This is a genomic window from Pseudomonas sp. YQ_5 (assembly GCF_043103305.1).
GTDB classification, from domain to species: Bacteria; Pseudomonadota; Gammaproteobacteria; order Pseudomonadales; family Pseudomonadaceae; genus Aquipseudomonas; species Aquipseudomonas putida_Y.
Window position 1 is genome coordinate 23,370 of the sequence record NZ_JBICJS010000012.1, and the last position, 16,294, is coordinate 39,663.

The window sequence follows — 16,294 nt, forward strand, 5'->3', positions numbered from 1 at the left end:
CGCTATCCGCGCTCTAATACAGCTTCGTTTCGCAACAAGACTGTACGCAAGCCCATGGATATCCAACAAATCTGGCGTGATTCCCTCGACCTGTGGGGCACCCTCGATCAACATCCAATGCTGCACGCCGCCATCGGTCTGGCGGCACTGCTGCTCATTTCCCTGATAGTCGGCCGCTTGGCGCGCTTCCTGGTACTGCAAGGCGGGCGCCTGTTGGCCCGTCAGCATGCGCTGAAGTGGCTGGACGACCTGCGCCACAACAAGGTGTTCCACCGCCTGGCACAAACGACCCCGTCACTGGTGCTGCAATTCGGCCTGAAGCTGGTGCCCGAGCTGTCCGACACCGCCCAGCACTTCCTCGGCAATGTCGCCCTGGCCTTTACCCTGCTGTTCATGACCATGGCGCTGTCGTGCCTGCTGGATGCCCTGCTCGACATCTATGCCCGCACCGAACACGCCCGCACCCGCTCGATCAAGGGCTACGTGCAACTGGCCAAGTTGATGTTGTGGATCTTCGCCTCGATCGTCATCGTCGCCACCCTGATCGACCGCTCGCCGCTGTTACTGCTGTCCGGCCTGGGTGCGATGTCGGCGGTGCTGCTGTTGGTGTACAAGGACACCCTGCTGTCATTCGTCGCCAGCGTGCAGTTGACCAGCAACGACATGCTGCATGTGGGTGACTGGATCGAAATGCCGCAGGTAGGCGCCGATGGCGACGTGGTAGACATCACCTTGCACACGGTGAAAGTGCAGAACTTCGACAAGACCCTCGTTTCCATCCCCACCTGGCGCCTGATGAGCGAGTCATTCCGCAATTACCGCGGCATGCAGCAGTCCGGTGGCCGACGCATCAAGCGCAGCCTGTTCATCGACGCCGGCGGCGTACGCTTTCTCTCCCGCGAAGAAGAGCAGCGCCTGAGCCAGGTGCGGCTGCTGGGTGACTACCTGACCGCCAAGCGCCAGGAACTGCAGAGCTGGAACGAGGCGCTGGGGCCGGTGGCGGAGCTGTCGGCCAACCGCCGCAAGCTGACCAATATCGGTACCTTCCGTGCCTTTGCCCTGGCTTACCTGCAGAACCACCCCAACGTGCACAAGAACATGACCTGCATGGTGCGGCAGATGCAGACCACCGCCGAAGGCGTGCCGCTGGAGATTTACTGCTTCACTACCACCACGGCGTGGGAAGAGTACGAGCGGATTCAAGGCGATATCTTCGACTACCTGCTGGCGGTGTTGCCGGAGTTTGGCCTGAGCCTGTATCAGCAGCCGAGTGGCAATGACATGCGGGTGGGGTTGGCCGGGCGTACGGCGGCGGAGCCGATGCCGCGTCGCATTGAAGATATGAGCGAGGCCTGAGATTGCCGGGGCTGCCCTGCAGCCCCGGATCAACGGGCGCGTCAGGCCTTGCCGGCCAGCGGCGCCTGTGCGCGCCCACCCAGGCGGCTCAGCCACACCGACGCCAGGATGATCCCCCCGCCGATGAACAGCCGCCCCAGCGGCTCGTGCTGGTTCCAGATCAACAGGTTCAGCAGCAGCCCTACCGGCACATGCAGGTTGTTCATGACCGCCAGCGTACCGCCAGAAACCAGGCATGCACCTTTGTTCCACCAGTACAGCCCCAGCGCCGTCGGACACAGCCCCAGGAACAACAGCACCAGCCATTGCACATCAGTGCTCGGCAGGTGCTGAGTGTTGCCGAACAGCAAGAAAGCCGGCAGCACCACCAGCAACGCGCCGAGGTAAAAGTACCCAAAGCGCGCGTAGTGTGGCAGGTCGCTGGGATGGCGAGCGACCAGGTGACGGTACAGCACCTGGCCAGCGGCGTAGGTAAAGTTAGCCAGTTGCAGCAGCAGGAAGCCGATGAAGAACTCGCCGCTGATGCTGTCGAAGCGGATCACGGCGGCACCGGCCACGGCGACCAGCGCGGCCACTAGCGCCCAAGCGTTGAAGCGCCGGTTCAGGGCATCTTCGATCAAGGTCACGTGCAGCGGCGTGAGGATGGTGAACAGCAGCACCTCCGGTACAGTAAGCACCCGGAAACTCAGGTACAGGCAGACATAGGTGATGCCGTACTGCAGCGCGCCAATCAGCAGCATGGAACGCATGAAGCGTGGCTCGACCTGGCGCCAGCGGGTCAGCGGCAGGAACACCAGGCCGGCCAGCAGCACCCTGGCGAGCACTGCGAAATAGCTGTCAACGTGCCCGGCCAGGTACTCGCCGATCAGGCTGAAGGAAAACGCCTGGATCAGCGCGACGATTATCAGGTAGCCCATGGTTGTCTCTCGTGAATCAAGGCCGCGACCTTAGCGGGTTGCGACGAATGAGTTCAACCATGAGGAATGTAGGGGCTGTACCGGCCTCTTCGCGGGCACGCCCGCTCCCACAGGGACCTGCTATATCTTCCGGCGAATGGAGGCCCTGTAGGAGCGGGTTTACCCGCGAAGAGGCCAGCACTGATGCCCTAAAAATCCCAGGCATAAAAAAGCCCGGCCATACAAGCCGGGCAGGTACACCCAAAGGAGCAAAAACAGGTGTCAGGGTTGGGAATTCGTGAAACCTCAGGCCACCGCCGCCAGCTTGGCCTTGGCCTGGCTGACGCCCTTCTCGTGGAACTCGCCGCTCATGTTCAGGCCTTCGGCATGGATGAAGTCGACATCGTGGATGCCGATGAACGCCATCACCTGGCGCAGGTACGGTTCCTGGTGGTCACTGCTGGCGCCAGCATGGATGCCGCCACGGGCAGTCAGGACGATGGCGCGCTTGCCGGTCAGCAGGCCTTGCGGGCCTGTTGGGGTGTACTTGAAGGTGATACCCGCACGCAGCACATGGTCCAGCCAGGCTTTCAGGGTGCTGGGGATGGTGAAGTTGTACATGGGCGCAGCCATCACCAGCACGTCAGCAGCCAGCAATTCATCCGTCAGTTCGTTGGAACGGGCCAGGGCCTCCAGTTCGGCGGCGGTGCGCTGTTCTTCAGGCTTCATCCAGCCACCCAGCAGGTTCGCGTCCAGATGGGGTACCGGGCTTACTGCCAGGTCGCGCACAGTGATCTGATCGGCCGGGTGGGCGGCCTGCCATTGCTGGATGAAATCTTTGGTCAGCTGACGGGAAACGGAATCCTGCTGGCGGGCGCTGCTTTCGATGATCAGTACGCGGGACATGGGGTGCCTCCATCGGCAAAAAAGGGTGCGATTCGATGGAGGTGAGATTAAGGCTTGACCTATCGATAAAAAAGCGTAAAAAGTGGGTCCAATCTATCGATTAATCAGTTTATTCCGCACTGCAGTTCAAGGCGATGCGCAGTTTGATGATTTGCCGATTGAATTTGGCGGTGACATCGACGCTTTTACCCGCCGGTACGTTCACCCGGCGCACCCGCGGTGCCTCCGGGCCATTGCGAAAGGTCACCTTGCACGCCGCCGGGACCTGCCCATAGTTGTTGAGGGTGATGGCGCCAATGTCATAGGCCGTGTCATAGGCGGTGTAGTCGAGCTTGACCCCGGTCAGCTCCTTCTCCACATCGATGGGATAAGCCATGGCCCCGAGGGGCAGGCACATCAGTATTGCCGCACAATATTTCTTCATGGGCCGCTCTCCTTGAAAGAGCGCAGCTTAGGACAACAGGAGCGAAAGATGAAAGCGCCGCGCGTTACCCTTGACCAGTGGCGAACCCTGCAAGCAGTGGTCGATCACGGCGGGTTTGCCCAGGCCGCCGAGGCCTTGCACCGCTCGCAGTCATCGGTCAGCTACACCGTGGCCCGCATGCAGGAGCAACTGGGCGTGCCGCTGCTGCGCATCGATGGGCGCAAGGCGGTGCTGACCGAGGCCGGCAATGTGCTGCTGCGCCGCTCGCGCCACCTGGTCAAACAGGCCAGCCAGCTCGAAGACCTGGCCCACCACATGGAACAAGGCTGGGAAGCCGAGGTGCGCCTGGTGGTCGATGCCGCCTACCCCAGTGCCCGCTTGGTGCGCGCGCTGGCTGCGTTCATGCCGCAAAGCCGCGGCTGCCGGGTGCGCCTGCGTGAAGAGGTGCTGTCTGGCGTGGAGGAAGTGATGCACGAAGGCATCGCCGATCTGGCCATCAGCAGCTACAGCATCGGCGGCTACCTGGGTGCCGAATTGAGCGCCGTGGAGTTCATCGCCGTCGCCCACCCCGAGCACAGCCTGCACCGCCTGGGACGTGAACTGACCTTCCAGGACCTGGAAAGCCAGCTGCAGGTGGTGATCCGCGATTCCGGCCGCGCCCAACCGCGTGACGTGGGCTGGTTGGGCGCCGAGCAGCGCTGGACCGTCGGCAGCCTGGGCACCGCCGCCACCTTTGTCAGCAGCGGCCTGGGCTTTGCGTGGCTGCCCCGTCACATGATCGAGCGCGAGCTGCGCGAAGGCGTACTCAAGCCATTGCCGCTGGATCAGGGTGGCAGCCGCCACCCACTGTTCTACCTTTATTCGAGCAAAGAGAAGACCCTGGGACCGGCCACGCAGATTCTCATCGACCTGCTGCGCAATTTCGATACCGCGCCACTGGACGTGCCCTTCGCAGCCCCCCCGCAAGCCTGAGAGGACCGCGCCCATGGCCTATTTCGAACACGAAGGATGCACGCTGCATTACGAGGAATATGGCCAGGGCGAACCCCTGGTGTTGCTGCACGGCCTGGGCTCCAGCTGCCAGGACTGGGAGTTGCAGGTGCCGGTGCTCAGCCGCCACTATCGGGTGATCCTCATGGACATCCGCGGCCACGGTCGCTCCGACAAGCCCTCTGACGGTTACCAGATCGCCACCTTCAGTGCCGACCTGCTGGCCCTGCTCGAGCACTTGCACACAGGGCCGGTGCACTTCGTCGGCCTGTCCATGGGCGGCATGGTCGGCTTCCAGTTTGCCGTCGACCACCCGCAATGGTTGCGCAGCCTGTGCATCGTCAACAGCGCCCCCGAGGTCAAGCGCCGCACCCGCAGTGACTGGGCGTGGTGGCTCAAGCGCTGGAGCCTGGCGCGCATCCTCAGTGTCGAAACCGTCGGCAAGGGGCTGGCCGCGCGGCTGTTCCCCAAGCCACAACAAGCAGACCTGCGGCAGAAGATGGCCCAGCGCTGGGCGCGCAACGACAAACGCGCCTACCTCAAGAGCTTCGACGCTATCGTCGACTGGGGCGTGCAGGAACGTATCGGGCAGATTCACTGCCCAACCCTGGTGATCGCCGCCGACCACGATTACACGCCGATACAACTCAAAGAGCGCTACGTCGCCCTAATACCCAACGCCAGGCTGGTCGTCGTCGACGATTCCCGGCACGCTACACCCCTCGATCAACCCGAGGTCTTCAACCAGACCCTGCTGCAGTTCCTCGCAGCCGTTTCCACCTCTCAAGGATCTTTGAGCCCATGCTGAAAAAACTCCTGCTCACCGCCTGCTCGGTCGCCTTCGCCACCAGTGTCATGGCTTCCGACAAGACCCCGCACGTCATGCTGGACACCAGCTTCGGCCAGGTCGAAATCGAGCTGAACGCCGAGAAGGCACCGATCAGTACCAAGAACTTCCTGGAGTACGTCGACAGCGGCTTCTACAACAACACCATCTTCCACCGCGTGATCCCGGGGTTCATGGTCCAGGGCGGCGGTTTCACTGACCAGATGGTGCAGAAGAACACCAACGACCCAATCAAGAACGAGGCCAGCAACGGCCTGCAGAACACCCGCGGCACCCTGTCGATGGCGCGCACGTCCAACCCGAACTCAGCCACCAGCCAGTTCTTCATCAACGTCGCCGACAACGACTTCCTCAACCCGGGCCGCGACGCCGGTTATGCGGTGTTCGGCAAAGTGACCAAGGGCATGGAAGTGGTCGACCAGATCGTCAACTCGCCCACCACCATCAAAAAAGGCATGCGCGACGTACCGGCCGATCCGGTCTATATCAAGTCCGCCAAACGTATCGACTGACTGCAGGCTTCACAAGGATGTGAAACCGCCTGAGGGTCGGACGAACAGGAGTTTTGTCGACCATGCTGTACCGTCGTTTCGAAAGACTGATCGATATTTTCCGCGCGGCACCGAGCGAAGCCCCCCCGAGCACGGTGTGGCCGTTCTATCTGTACTACCTGCGCCAGGTATGGCCTGCTTTTCTCGCGCTGCTGGTGGTTGGCCTGTTCGCCTCGCTGATCGAGGTGGCGATGTTCAGCTACCTCAGCCGCATCATCGACCTGGCCCAGGGTACGCCCAATGCCAACTTCTTCAGCGAGCACAGCGGCGAGCTGATCTGGATGCTGGTGGTGATCCTGCTGCTGCGGCCAGTGTTCTTCGGCCTGCATGACCTGCTGGTGCACCAGACCATCAACCCTGGCATGACCAGCCTGATCCGCTGGCAGAACCATACCTACGTGCTCAAGCAGAGCCTGAACTTCTTCCAGAGCGACTTTGCCGGGCGCATTGCCCAACGCATCATGCAGACCGGCAACTCGCTGCGCGACTCCGCCGTGCAGGCCGTGGACGCGCTATGGCATGTGCTGATCTACGCCATTACGTCGCTGGTGTTGTTTGCCGAGGCCGACTGGCGCCTGATGCTGCCACTGCTGATGTGGATCATCGGCTACATCGCCGCGCTCTGCTACTTCGTGCCGAGGGTGAAGGAACGCTCGGTGATTTCTTCCGACGCCCGCTCCAAGCTCATGGGGCGTATCGTCGATGGCTACACCAACATCGCCACCCTCAAGCTGTTCGCCCACACCGACTACGAACAGCAATACGCTCGCGAAGCAATCCGCGAACAAACCGAGAAAACCCAGCTGGCCTCACGGGTGGTCACCAGCATGGACGTGGTCATCACCACCCTCAACGGCCTGCTGGTAGTCACCACCACGGGCCTGGCGCTGTGGCTGTGGAGCCAGTCGCTGATCACCGTCGGCGCCATCGCCCTGGCCACTGGCCTGGTGATCCGCATCGTCAACATGTCAGGCTGGATCATGTGGGTGGTCAACGGCATTTTCGAGAACATCGGCATGGTGCAGGACGGCCTGCAGACCATCGCCCAGCCGGTCACCGTCACCGACAGGCCCAATGCGCCGGCACTGAAGGTCAGCCGCGGCGCGGTGCGTTTCGATGACGTCGACTTCCATTACGGCAAGGCTGCCAATGTCATCGAAGGGCTCAACCTGGACATCCGCCCTGGTGAGAAAATTGGCTTGATCGGCCCATCAGGGGCAGGCAAGTCGACCCTGGTCAACCTGCTGTTACGCCTGTACGACGTGCAGGATGGGCGCATCCTGATCGACGGCCAGGACATTGCCGAGGTCAGCCAGGCCAGCTTGCGTGCGCAGATCGGCATGATCACCCAGGACACCTCGCTGTTGCACCGTTCGATCCGCGACAACTTGCTGTATGGTCGCCCAGATGCCAGCGAGGCGGAGTTGATCGAAGCCGTGCGCCGTGCCCGCGCCGACGAGTTCATCCCGCAACTGTCGGATGCCCAGGGGCGTACCGGCTTCGATGCCCATGTGGGGGAACGCGGGGTCAAGTTGTCGGGCGGTCAGCGTCAGCGTATCGCCATTGCCCGGGTCCTGTTGAAGAATGCGCCGATCCTGATCATGGACGAGGCCACTTCAGCGCTGGACTCGGAGGTGGAGGCTGCCATCCAGGAAAGCCTGGAGACGCTGATGCAGGGCAAGACGGTGATTGCCATCGCCCACCGGCTTTCCACCATTGCCCGTATGGACCGGTTGGTAGTGCTGGACAAGGGACGAATTGCCGAAAGTGGCAGCCACAGTGAGTTGCTGGAACAGCAAGGGCTGTATGCCCGGTTGTGGCACCACCAGACCGGGGGCTTTGTCGGGGTCGATTGACGCTTGCACCAGCCTCTTCGCGGGCTCGCCCGCTCCCACAGGATCACCACAGGCCTCAGAACTGTGCAATACCTGTGGGAGCGGGCAAGCCCGCGAAAAGGCCAGCACAGGCAACACAAAACGCTCAGTCCCGGCGGTAGGGCAACATCCCCCGCGCCTCCTCGGCATACCCCCTGACCCCTTCCCGTTCCTGCAGCAGAAAGTCCTCCACCGCCCGCCGCAACCCCGGATGCAGCAGGTAATGCCACGACCGCGTCAACACCGGCTCGAAACCGCGAATCAACTTGTGCTCCCCCTGCGCCCCGGCATCGAAACGCTGGTAACCCTCGGCAATGGCAAAGTCCATGCCCTGATAGAAACACGTCTCGAAATGCAGCCGGTCGAACTCATCCAGGCAGCCCCAGTAGCGGCCAAACAGGCTGTCACCGCCCACCAGGCTCAAGGCCATGGCCACATCTCGCCCACCCTGGCGGGCCATCACCACGCGCACAGCCTCGGGCATGCGTTCGGCCAGCAGGCTGAAAAACTCGCGGGTCAGGTAAGGCGCCCGACGGCGTACCGCATAGGTGTTGGCGTAACACAGGAAGACGAAGTCCCACTGTGCTTCATCCAGTTCGTCGCCCCGATACCAGCGAAAGTCGATGCCTTGCCCCGCCACCTGCTCGCGTTCCTTGCGCATCTGCTTGCGCTTGCGCGAGCTAAGACTGTCGAGAAAGTCCTGAAAGTCGCGGTAACCGTGATTGCGCCAATGAAACTGGCACCCCAACCGCTCCATCCACCCCGGCAAGCCAGCCATCTGCGCATCCAGCTGCGGGTCGGTGAAGTTGATGTGCGCCCCTGACAACCCACCCTTACCCAGGTATTCCGGTAGCGCCTGTAGCACCAGCAAGCCGTCGGCTGGGTCGGCAGCCAGCAAACGCGGGCCACTGACCGGGCTGAACGGCACGGCGCCGAGCAGCTTGGGGTAGTAGGCGATACCGGCCCGCTCACAAGCGTCGGCCCAACCATGATCGAACACATACTCGCCAAACGAGTGCCATTTGCGGTAAGCGGGCAACAGCGCCCGCACCTGCCCGTCACGCTCCAGCACCAGGTGCTCGGGAGCCCAGCCAGTGCTACGCGCCACACTGCCGCTGTCCTCCATTGCACTGAGAAAAGCATGGCGCAGGAAGGGTTGACCGGCTGGCACATGGGCATCCCAGGTGGCTGTCGGGAGATCACGCAGATGGGCAAGGCTGTACAGGCTGGTCACATTTTCGGCTCGCTGTCTGAAGACCGTCAGTATCCCCAAGGAAGGCCCGTCGCTCAAATGACGAACGCCGGGTTGATCCCTTCATTCTCAATTACTTAACAAGAGTGCCACTAATCAGACATTAATCTGTCATTGACCCCCGCAATACTTGCGCCTGTTTTCCGGATCCACAGAACCTGTCTACTCAGGCCCTTTCCGAAGACATGCCAACGCAGGGGCAGGCGCTTGAGCCTCCCCCATTTTTTTCAGTAGGGAGAACCTTATGCGTCTTGTTTCCACACTTACCGGAGTAAGCCTCACCGGCATGATGCTGGCCCTGAGTGCCCCGGCCAGTGCTGCTGTCGACGCCAAGCTGCTCGAAATGCTCCGCGCCAATGGCTCGATCAACCAGGCGCAGTACAACGAACTGCAGGGCGACCTGGCAAAAGAAACCAAGGAAAAGGCCGACCAGAAAGCTCAGTCCGAACGTATGAGCTCCTTCGAACAAAAAGTGGCATGGGCCGCCAAGACCCAGATCAAGGGTGACGTGCGTCTGCGTTACGAAGACGTCAACGTCGACGACCCGAACAGCAGCAGCGGCAACCAGGACCGCCAGCGCGTGCGTGCCCGTGTCGGCTTCTACAGCGAGATCAACCCGCAGGTCGACGCCGGGGTTCGTATCGCCACTGGCAGCAGCGCTGACCGACGTTCGACCAACCAGAGCTTCGACAACTACTTCGACAAGAAGTCGCTGTGGGTCGACCTGGCCTACCTTGACTGGCACCCGACTGCAGTCCCTAACCTGCACCTGATTGGCGGCAAGATGCAACAGCCTTGGGTGAGCATGGGCGACATCATCTGGGATGGCGACATCAACCCGGAAGGTGTGGCTGCCACTTACAAGGCTGACCTGGGCGGGGCCGAGGTCTTTGCCAGCGCCGGTCAGTACACCCTGAAGGACAACGTCGATGGTGACGGCGTCCAGTACAAGCACGATGCGCAGGTTTACCACGGCCAGTTGGGCGCCAAGTTTGCGCCGGCCGACGTGCTCAAGCTCACCGTGGGTGCCAGCATCTATGGTTACGACAACGACAAGGAAGCAACCATCCTGCAGTCGTTCGGCAACACCACCAACGAGTTCAATCTGGTGGAAGGCTTTGGCCAGATCGATTTCACCGGCTTGGCCATTCCGTTGTCGGCCTATGGCCAGTACGTGAAGAACACCGAGAGCACCGATGGCGAAGATCAGGCCTGGCTGGCTGGCCTGAAAACCAAAATGGGCGCCTGGAGCCTGGACTACAACTACCGCGATGTGCAGCGTAACGCGGTGGTCAGCCTGTTCACCGATTCGGACTTCGGCAACGGCTTCACAGGTTCGCGTGGCCACAAGTTCAAGGTCGGTTACGAAATCGACAAGAACTTCTCCCTGGGTGCTGCCTACCTGATGGCCAAGACCGACCTGTCGCAGCTGCCGAACAGCAATGCTGACGTAGACACCCTGCAGGTTGATCTGGAAGCCAAGTTCTAAACAACACCCTGCTCTGCTTCACCTGAAGCGGGAAACGCCGACCCCATCCGGCGTTTCCCGCTTCTTTTTGCCTGTGTGAAATGCGCCGGCCCCTTCGCGGGCTTCCCCGCTCCCACAGGATCACAACAAACCTTGAGCACTGTGCCGTACCTGTGGGAGCGGGCGAGCCCGCGAAGAAGCCGTAACAAGCGCCTGATGAATCAGCGCTTGCGCAGAATCACGCTACCAATCGAATACCCCGCACCAAACGAGCTCAACACGCCCAACGAGCCCTTGGCCAGGTCATCCTGGTACAGGTGGAAGGCAATCACCGACCCCGCCGAGCTGGTATTGGCGTAACGGTCCAGAATCACCGGTGCATCTTCCTCGGCCACTTCACGCCCCAACAGCTTCTTGACGATCAGGTGGTTCATGCTGAGGTTGGCCTGGTGCAACCAGAATCGCTTCACGTCGCTCGGCTGCAGCCCGTTCTCCTCCAGGTGCTCACCGATCAGCTCGGCCACCTTCGGGCATACCTCGCGGAACACCTTGCGGCCTTCCTGGATGAACAGCTTGTCCGCAGCGCCTTCGCCCTCTTCCGCTGCACGGTTAAGGAAGCCGAAGTTGTTGCGGATGTTGTTGGAGAACTCAGTCCAAAGCTTGCTGCTGACGACATCGAACTGGTGCGCCGAAGTGGCCTGGTCGGCACGCTCCAGCAACACGGCGGTGGCAGCATCGCCAAATATGAAATGGCTGTCACGGTCACGGAAGTTGAGGTGACCGGTGCACACTTCGGGGTTGACCATCAGCACTGCCCGCGCCTGGCCCAGCGCTACGCTGTTGGCGGCGGTCTGGATGCCGAAGGTGGCCGACGAGCAGGCCACGTTCATGTCGAAGGCAAAACCCTGGATACCCAGTGCCTGTTGCACTTCGATGGCGATGGCCGGGTACGGGCGCTGCAAGTTGGAGCAGGCGACGATCACCCCGTCGACATCGGCCGCCGTTCGGCCAGCGCGCTCCAGGGCCTGGCGGGCGGCGGCCATGGCCATTTCACAGAGCACCGACGGTTCATCGTTGCTGCGCTCGGGCAGGCGCGGCTTCATGCGCTGCGGGTCGAGGATACCGGCCTTGTCCATGACAAAGCGGCTTTTGATGCCCGAGGCCTTTTCGATAAACGCCGCATCGGAGAGCGGCGCCGCCTCGACTTCACCGCGCTCGATGGCGGCAGCGTTGTCCTGGTTGAACTGCTGCGACCAGGCGTTGAAGGAAGCCACCAGCTCTTCGTTGGAAATGCTCTGGGCCGGGGTGTACAGGCCGGTGCCGCTGATCACGACGTTATGCACGGTCGTTCCTCTGGTCAAAGGCCATCGCCACAAGGCGCTGGCTGGGAATATGACAGGTTAATGGCACTTTAGTGCCAATTCAGGGGCGTACATTTACCCCTGCGGGGCGGGCTTACCCGCCAAGGGCCGCAAAGCGGCCCCAAACGCCCCAAAGTTTGCCACAAATAATGAAGGTTAGCCTTCCACCTGACTCCATTGTTTGCTCAATCGCTTGTCAGAAATCGGTACCTTGGTCCCCAACTGCTGGGCGAACAGCGACACGCGATATTCTTCCAGCCACCAGCGGTACAGCGCCAGTTGCTCATCGCGCTTGCCTTCCTGGGCATGCTTGTCGGCACGGGCCTTGTACTGCGCCCACAAATTGGCCAACTCGCCGCTCCACACCCGGTCCTTCTGTACTTGCGAGCCGAGTTTTTCGAGACGCAATTCAACCGCCTTGAGGTAACGCGGCAACTCCTTGAACCACACCCCAGGCGTTTCGCGGACGAAGCCCGGGTACACCAGGTTGCCTAGCTGCTGCTTGATGTCGTTCAGTGCCACCGCTTGGCTCAGGTCGATCTTGCCCTTGAAGCGTTTTTGCAGACCATGCCACAGCTTCAGCACTTCCAGGGTCTGCCTTGCCAGGCGCTCGGCATGCTCGGCCCAGCTGCCGCGCTTGCGTTCAGCCAGCGCGGCCAAGGCCGCGCCATCACGTGGCAACGGTTGTTCGCCTTCAAGGATGCAACTGTCCAGGCTGGCCAGCAGAATGTCTTCGACCAGCGCCTCGACCCGCCCCATTTCACGGTACAGCAGGCCCAGCTCGGTCAGCCCCGGCAGCTTGCCGCGCAGGAACTTGGCCGGCTCGGCCAACTGCTGCAGCAACAGCCGTTGCAATGCGCGGCGGTGCTGGAACTCGGCTTCGGCCTGGGTCGAGAAGCGCCCTTCACGCACGGTGCCGTTGTCTTCCACCAGCGCCGGGTACACGGTCATCGACAGGCCGGCGATCTTCTGCTGGGCGGTCTGCTTCACTTCGCTGAAGGCCTTGGCCTGCACCGGCTGCTCACCCTTGGCGTCACGCGGCACGGCCAAGGCAGCCTGGCTGGCGGCAGCAAAGCGCGCGGTCAGTTCCGCCAGGTCGCGGCCTTCGCCAAGGAACTTGCCCTGACCATCGACCACTTCGATGTTCATGCGCAGGTGGCCTTCGACCTGGTTGACCGACTCGTCCCAGGCCTCGTCCGACACACGTGCCCCGGTCATGCGCAACAGCTCCTGGCCCAGGGCCTGAGGCAGCGCCCCTTGGCCGAAGGTCATGCGCGCCAGCGAAGCCTTGACGAAGTCTGGCACCGGGACGAAGTTCTTGCGCAGGGCCTTGGGCAGGTTGCGCACCAGCGCCACGCACTTGGCCTCCAGCAGGCCCGGCACCAGCCACTCCAGGCGCTCGCCCGGCAGGCTCGGCAACAGCGGCGCCGGCACCCGCACCGTCACACCATCGCGGGGGTGGCCGGGCTCGAAGTGGTAGCTCAGCGGCAGGCGCAAATCGCCCACCTGCATACTGTCGGGGTACTGTGCGGCGGTCACTTCGCTGGCCTCGCGGGCCAGCACGTCCTCCTCGCGCATGATCAGCAGGTTGGCGTCCTTCTGGCTGCCCATGCGGTACCAACTGTCGAAGGTCGCCGTCTGGTGGATTTCCGCCGGCAGGCGCGCTTCGTAGAAAGCGTACAGCGTTTCTTCGTCAGCCAGGATGTCACGCCGGCGAGCCTTGGCTTCCAGCTCGTCCAGCTCTTCAAGCAGGCGTTTGTTGGCCGCCAGGCACTTGGCCCGCGACTGGATTTCGCCACCCACCAGGCCTTCGCGGATAAACAGCTCGCGCGAGGTCGCCGGGTCGATCGGGCCGTAGTGCACCGGCCGACGGCCGACCAGGATCAGCCCGTAGAGCGTGATCTGCTCGTAGGCCACCACCTGCCCGCGCTTCTTCTCCCAGTGCGGCTCGAAATGGTTTTTCTTGATCAGGTGGCCGGCCAGCGGCTCGATCCAGTCCGGCTCGATCTTGGCCACCATGCGCGCATACAGCTTGGTGGTTTCGACCAGCTCGGCAGCCATGACCCACTGCGGGCGCTTGCGCCCCAGGCCCGACGATGGATGCACCCAGAAGCGCCGCTGGCGGGCGCCCTGGTAGTCGCCCTCTTCGGTCTTCTGGCCAATCTGGCTGAGCAGCCCGCTGAGGATTGCCTTGTGCAGCTTCTGGTAATCAGTCGGTTCCTTGTTCACCGTCAGTTGCAGGTCGCGGCAAATCAGCGCCAACTGACGATGAGCATCGCGCCACTCGCGCAGCCGCAAGTAGTTCAGGAACTGCTTGCGGCACCAGTTGCGCAGCGGGTTGGCGGTCAGCGCCTGGCGTTGTTCCTCGAAACCACGCCACAGGTTGACCAGCGCAGCGAAGTCCGAGTCCACGTCCTTCCACTGTGCGTGCGCCTGATCGGCGGCCTGCTGGCGTTCTGGAGGGCGTTCACGCGGGTCCTGCACCGACAGCGCGCTGGTGACGATCAGCACTTCCTGCAGGCTGCCCAGGCGCGCGCCTTCAAGCAGCATGCGGCCCAGCCGCGGGTCGATCGGCAAGCGCGCCAGCTGGCGGCCAATTGGCGTCAGCTGGTTCTCGCGGTTGACCGCCGAAAGCTCCTGCAACAGGTTGAAGCCGTCGCTGATGGCTTTGCCATCTGGCGGCTCGATGAACGGGAAGGCATCGATTGCGCCCAGGCGCAGGTGCAACATCTGCAGGATCACCGCCGCCAGGTTGGTGCGCAGAATCTCCGGGTCGGTAAACGCTGGCCGGCTGTTGAAGTCCTCTTCGCTGTAGAGGCGCACGCAAATGCCCGGCTCGACCCGGCCGCAACGGCCTTTTCGCTGGTTGGCACTGGCCTGTGACACCGCCTCGATCGGCAGGCGCTGGACCTTGGCGCGGTAGCTGTAGCGGCTGATGCGCGCAGTACCGGTGTCGATCACATAGCGGATGCCCGGCACGGTCAGCGAGGTTTCGGCGACGTTGGTGGCCAGCACCACGCGGCGCCCGGTGTGCGGTTGGAAGATACGCTGCTGCTCGGCCGGCGACAGGCGCGCGTACAGCGGCAAAATCTCGGTATGGCGCAGTTGCGCCTTGCGCAGGATCTCGGCGGCATCACGGATTTCCCGCTCGCCCGGCAGAAAGATCAGCACATCGCCCGGGCCCTTGCCTTCGCTGCGTTCGTGCTGCGCCAGCTCGTCGAGGGTGGCAAGGATGGCCTGGTCGACCGTGAGGTCGTCCTCGATCTGGTTGCCCTCTTCGTCCTGTTCGCTGGTCAGCGGGCGGTACCAGGTGTCCACCGGGAAGGTGCGCCCGGACACCTCGATGATCGGCGCACCGTCGAAGTGCCTGGAAAAGCGCTCCAGGTCGATGGTGGCCGAGGTAATGATCAGTTTCAGGTCCGGTCGGCGATGCAGCAACGTTTTCAGGTAGCCGAGCAGGAAGTCGATGTTCAGGCTGCGCTCGTGCGCTTCGTCGACGATGATCGTGTCGTAGCGCTCAAGGAAGCGGTCGTGCTGGGTTTCGGCCAGGAGGATGCCGTCGGTCATCAGCTTGACCAAGGTGTTGGAATCGCTCTGGTCTTCGAAACGCACCTGGTAGCCGACCAGCGCGCCCAAGGGCGTGCCCAGCTCTTCGGCGACCCGCGCGGCCACGCTACGCGCTGCGATCCTGCGTGGCTGGGTATGGGCGATCAACCCATGGCTGCCACGGCCAAGCTCAAGGCAGATCTTCGGCAACTGGGTCGTCTTGCCAGAGCCGGTTTCGCCGGCGATCACCAACACCTGGTTTTCGGCCAGGGCCTTCTTGATTTCGTCACGCTTGGCGGCGATGGGCAGGTTGTCGTCGTAGCGTACGGTCGGCACGCTCTGCTGACGCGCGGTGACCTGAGCGCAGGAGGCCTGGACCTTCTCCACCCACTGCGCCAGCTTCGCCTCGTCGGGGCGCTTGCGCAGTTCGTGCAGTTGCCGGCGCAGGCGATGGCGGTCGGCAATCATGGCGTGGTCGAGGTTTTGCAGCAGTTTGTCGATGGCGTGGTCAGTCATGGGGCTTTTTAGTGATGCAGGTGAGCCTGCTTTTTCATGATCGGCATTCAGAAAGTCGGGCGATTGTCGCAGATTTGCAGATTCTCTGCTGCTTGCACGCTCCCGGGCGAATGTTTAGCCAAGTGCGATGTAAAGGTTGCCATTCACTGCTTTAATCAACCTTACGCTGCATGTGAGTATCAAAGGCATGACTCCCGCCCAGCCCATCGCCCCGCCGTCGTCCCGCCCTTCGCTGCCGAAGGCCCGGAGGCGTGCCGGGGAAAATCCGCTGGTCCACATCATCCTCGCCTTCTGGGCCTTGTGGCAC

At 62.4% G+C, this 16,294-nt stretch carries 12 protein-coding genes; 6 read left to right on the plus strand and 6 right to left on the minus strand.

The window, feature by feature from the left end:
• Positions 1-54 precede the first annotated feature (54 nt).
• On the plus strand, positions 55-1,356 hold the full coding sequence (locus tag ACF8EA_RS02205) for a mechanosensitive ion channel family protein (RefSeq protein ID WP_028697752.1): 1,302 nt from the start codon (positions 55-57) through the stop codon (positions 1,354-1,356).
• A 41-nt stretch (positions 1,357-1,397) separates the two neighbouring features.
• On the opposite strand, the gene ACF8EA_RS02210 is transcribed toward ACF8EA_RS02205, so the two are convergent.
• From ACF8EA_RS02210 to ACF8EA_RS02220, 3 genes are all read right to left on the minus strand, one after another.
• The gene (locus tag ACF8EA_RS02210; protein ID WP_003254607.1) at positions 1,398-2,273 is read right to left on the minus strand and encodes a carboxylate/amino acid/amine transporter; all 876 of its coding nucleotides are present in this window, start codon (positions 2,271-2,273) and stop codon (positions 1,398-1,400) included.
• 285 nt (positions 2,274-2,558) lie between these two features.
• The gene (locus tag ACF8EA_RS02215; RefSeq protein ID WP_135192909.1) at positions 2,559-3,158 is read right to left on the minus strand and encodes an FMN-dependent NADH-azoreductase; all 600 of its coding nucleotides are present in this window, start codon (positions 3,156-3,158) and stop codon (positions 2,559-2,561) included.
• A gap of 109 nt (positions 3,159-3,267) precedes the next feature.
• Complete coding sequence (locus tag ACF8EA_RS02220; protein ID WP_028697750.1) at positions 3,268-3,582, minus strand: hypothetical protein; 315 nt, start codon at positions 3,580-3,582, stop codon at positions 3,268-3,270.
• Positions 3,583-3,630: 48 nt separating this feature from the next.
• On the opposite strand from ACF8EA_RS02220, the gene ACF8EA_RS02225 reads away from it, so the two are divergent.
• The 4 genes from ACF8EA_RS02225 to ACF8EA_RS02240 all read left to right on the plus strand — a co-directional run bounded on the left by ACF8EA_RS02225 (position 3,631) and on the right by ACF8EA_RS02240 (position 7,826).
• The gene (locus ACF8EA_RS02225) at positions 3,631-4,554 is read left to right on the plus strand and encodes a LysR family transcriptional regulator (RefSeq protein WP_003254610.1); all 924 of its coding nucleotides are present in this window, start codon (positions 3,631-3,633) and stop codon (positions 4,552-4,554) included.
• A gap of 13 nt (positions 4,555-4,567) precedes the next feature.
• A complete protein-coding gene (locus ACF8EA_RS02230; RefSeq protein ID WP_392521033.1) occupies positions 4,568-5,380 on the plus strand; it encodes an alpha/beta fold hydrolase in 813 nt (270 codons plus the stop codon).
• Complete coding sequence (locus ACF8EA_RS02235) at positions 5,374-5,931, plus strand: peptidylprolyl isomerase (RefSeq protein WP_021783413.1); 558 nt, start codon at positions 5,374-5,376, stop codon at positions 5,929-5,931. Before ACF8EA_RS02230 ends, ACF8EA_RS02235 begins: the two co-directional genes overlap by 7 nt.
• 62 nt (positions 5,932-5,993) lie before the next feature.
• Positions 5,994-7,826: an ABC transporter ATP-binding protein gene (locus ACF8EA_RS02240; RefSeq protein ID WP_392521034.1), complete on the plus strand. Its 1,833-nt coding sequence runs from the start codon at positions 5,994-5,996 to the stop codon at positions 7,824-7,826.
• A gap of 124 nt (positions 7,827-7,950) precedes the next feature.
• Here ACF8EA_RS02240 and ACF8EA_RS02245 read toward each other — a convergent pair whose 3' ends face one another.
• Positions 7,951-9,078: a GNAT family N-acetyltransferase gene (locus tag ACF8EA_RS02245; protein WP_021783411.1), complete on the minus strand. Its 1,128-nt coding sequence runs from the start codon at positions 9,076-9,078 to the stop codon at positions 7,951-7,953.
• A 262-nt stretch (positions 9,079-9,340) separates the two neighbouring features.
• Here ACF8EA_RS02245 and ACF8EA_RS02250 point away from each other — a divergent pair, with 262 nt between their 5' ends.
• Positions 9,341-10,585 (plus strand): putative porin, encoded by a 1,245-nt coding sequence (locus ACF8EA_RS02250; protein WP_021783410.1) that lies wholly within the window; start codon positions 9,341-9,343, stop codon positions 10,583-10,585.
• A gap of 200 nt (positions 10,586-10,785) precedes the next feature.
• Here ACF8EA_RS02250 and ACF8EA_RS02255 read toward each other — a convergent pair whose 3' ends face one another.
• Positions 10,786-11,907: a beta-ketoacyl-ACP synthase III gene (locus ACF8EA_RS02255; protein ID WP_392521035.1), complete on the minus strand. Its 1,122-nt coding sequence runs from the start codon at positions 11,905-11,907 to the stop codon at positions 10,786-10,788.
• Positions 11,908-12,081: 174 nt separating this feature from the next.
• A complete protein-coding gene (hrpA, locus tag ACF8EA_RS02260) occupies positions 12,082-15,987 on the minus strand; it encodes an ATP-dependent RNA helicase HrpA (protein ID WP_021783408.1) in 3,906 nt (1,301 codons plus the stop codon).
• Between the last annotated feature and the right edge of the window lie 307 nt (positions 15,988-16,294).

Excerpts from the sequence above, each read along its gene's own strand:
- ACF8EA_RS02205 (WP_028697752.1), top strand. The coding sequence starts at position 55 with ATGGATATCCAACAAATCTGGCGTGATTCCCTCGACCTGTGGGGCACC.
- ACF8EA_RS02210 (WP_003254607.1), bottom strand. The coding sequence starts at position 2,273 with ATGGGCTACCTGATAATCGTCGCGCTGATCCAGGCGTTTTCCTTCAGC.
- ACF8EA_RS02215 (WP_135192909.1), bottom strand. The coding sequence starts at position 3,158 with ATGTCCCGCGTACTGATCATCGAAAGCAGCGCCCGCCAGCAGGATTCC.
- ACF8EA_RS02220 (WP_028697750.1), bottom strand. The coding sequence starts at position 3,582 with ATGAAGAAATATTGTGCGGCAATACTGATGTGCCTGCCCCTCGGGGCC.
- ACF8EA_RS02225 (WP_003254610.1), top strand. The coding sequence starts at position 3,631 with ATGAAAGCGCCGCGCGTTACCCTTGACCAGTGGCGAACCCTGCAAGCA.
- ACF8EA_RS02230 (WP_392521033.1), top strand. The coding sequence starts at position 4,568 with ATGGCCTATTTCGAACACGAAGGATGCACGCTGCATTACGAGGAATAT.
- ACF8EA_RS02235 (WP_021783413.1), top strand. The coding sequence starts at position 5,374 with ATGCTGAAAAAACTCCTGCTCACCGCCTGCTCGGTCGCCTTCGCCACC.
- ACF8EA_RS02240 (WP_392521034.1), top strand. The coding sequence starts at position 5,994 with ATGCTGTACCGTCGTTTCGAAAGACTGATCGATATTTTCCGCGCGGCA.
- ACF8EA_RS02250 (WP_021783410.1), top strand. The coding sequence starts at position 9,341 with ATGCGTCTTGTTTCCACACTTACCGGAGTAAGCCTCACCGGCATGATG.
- hrpA (WP_021783408.1), bottom strand. The coding sequence starts at position 15,987 with ATGACTGACCACGCCATCGACAAACTGCTGCAAAACCTCGACCACGCC.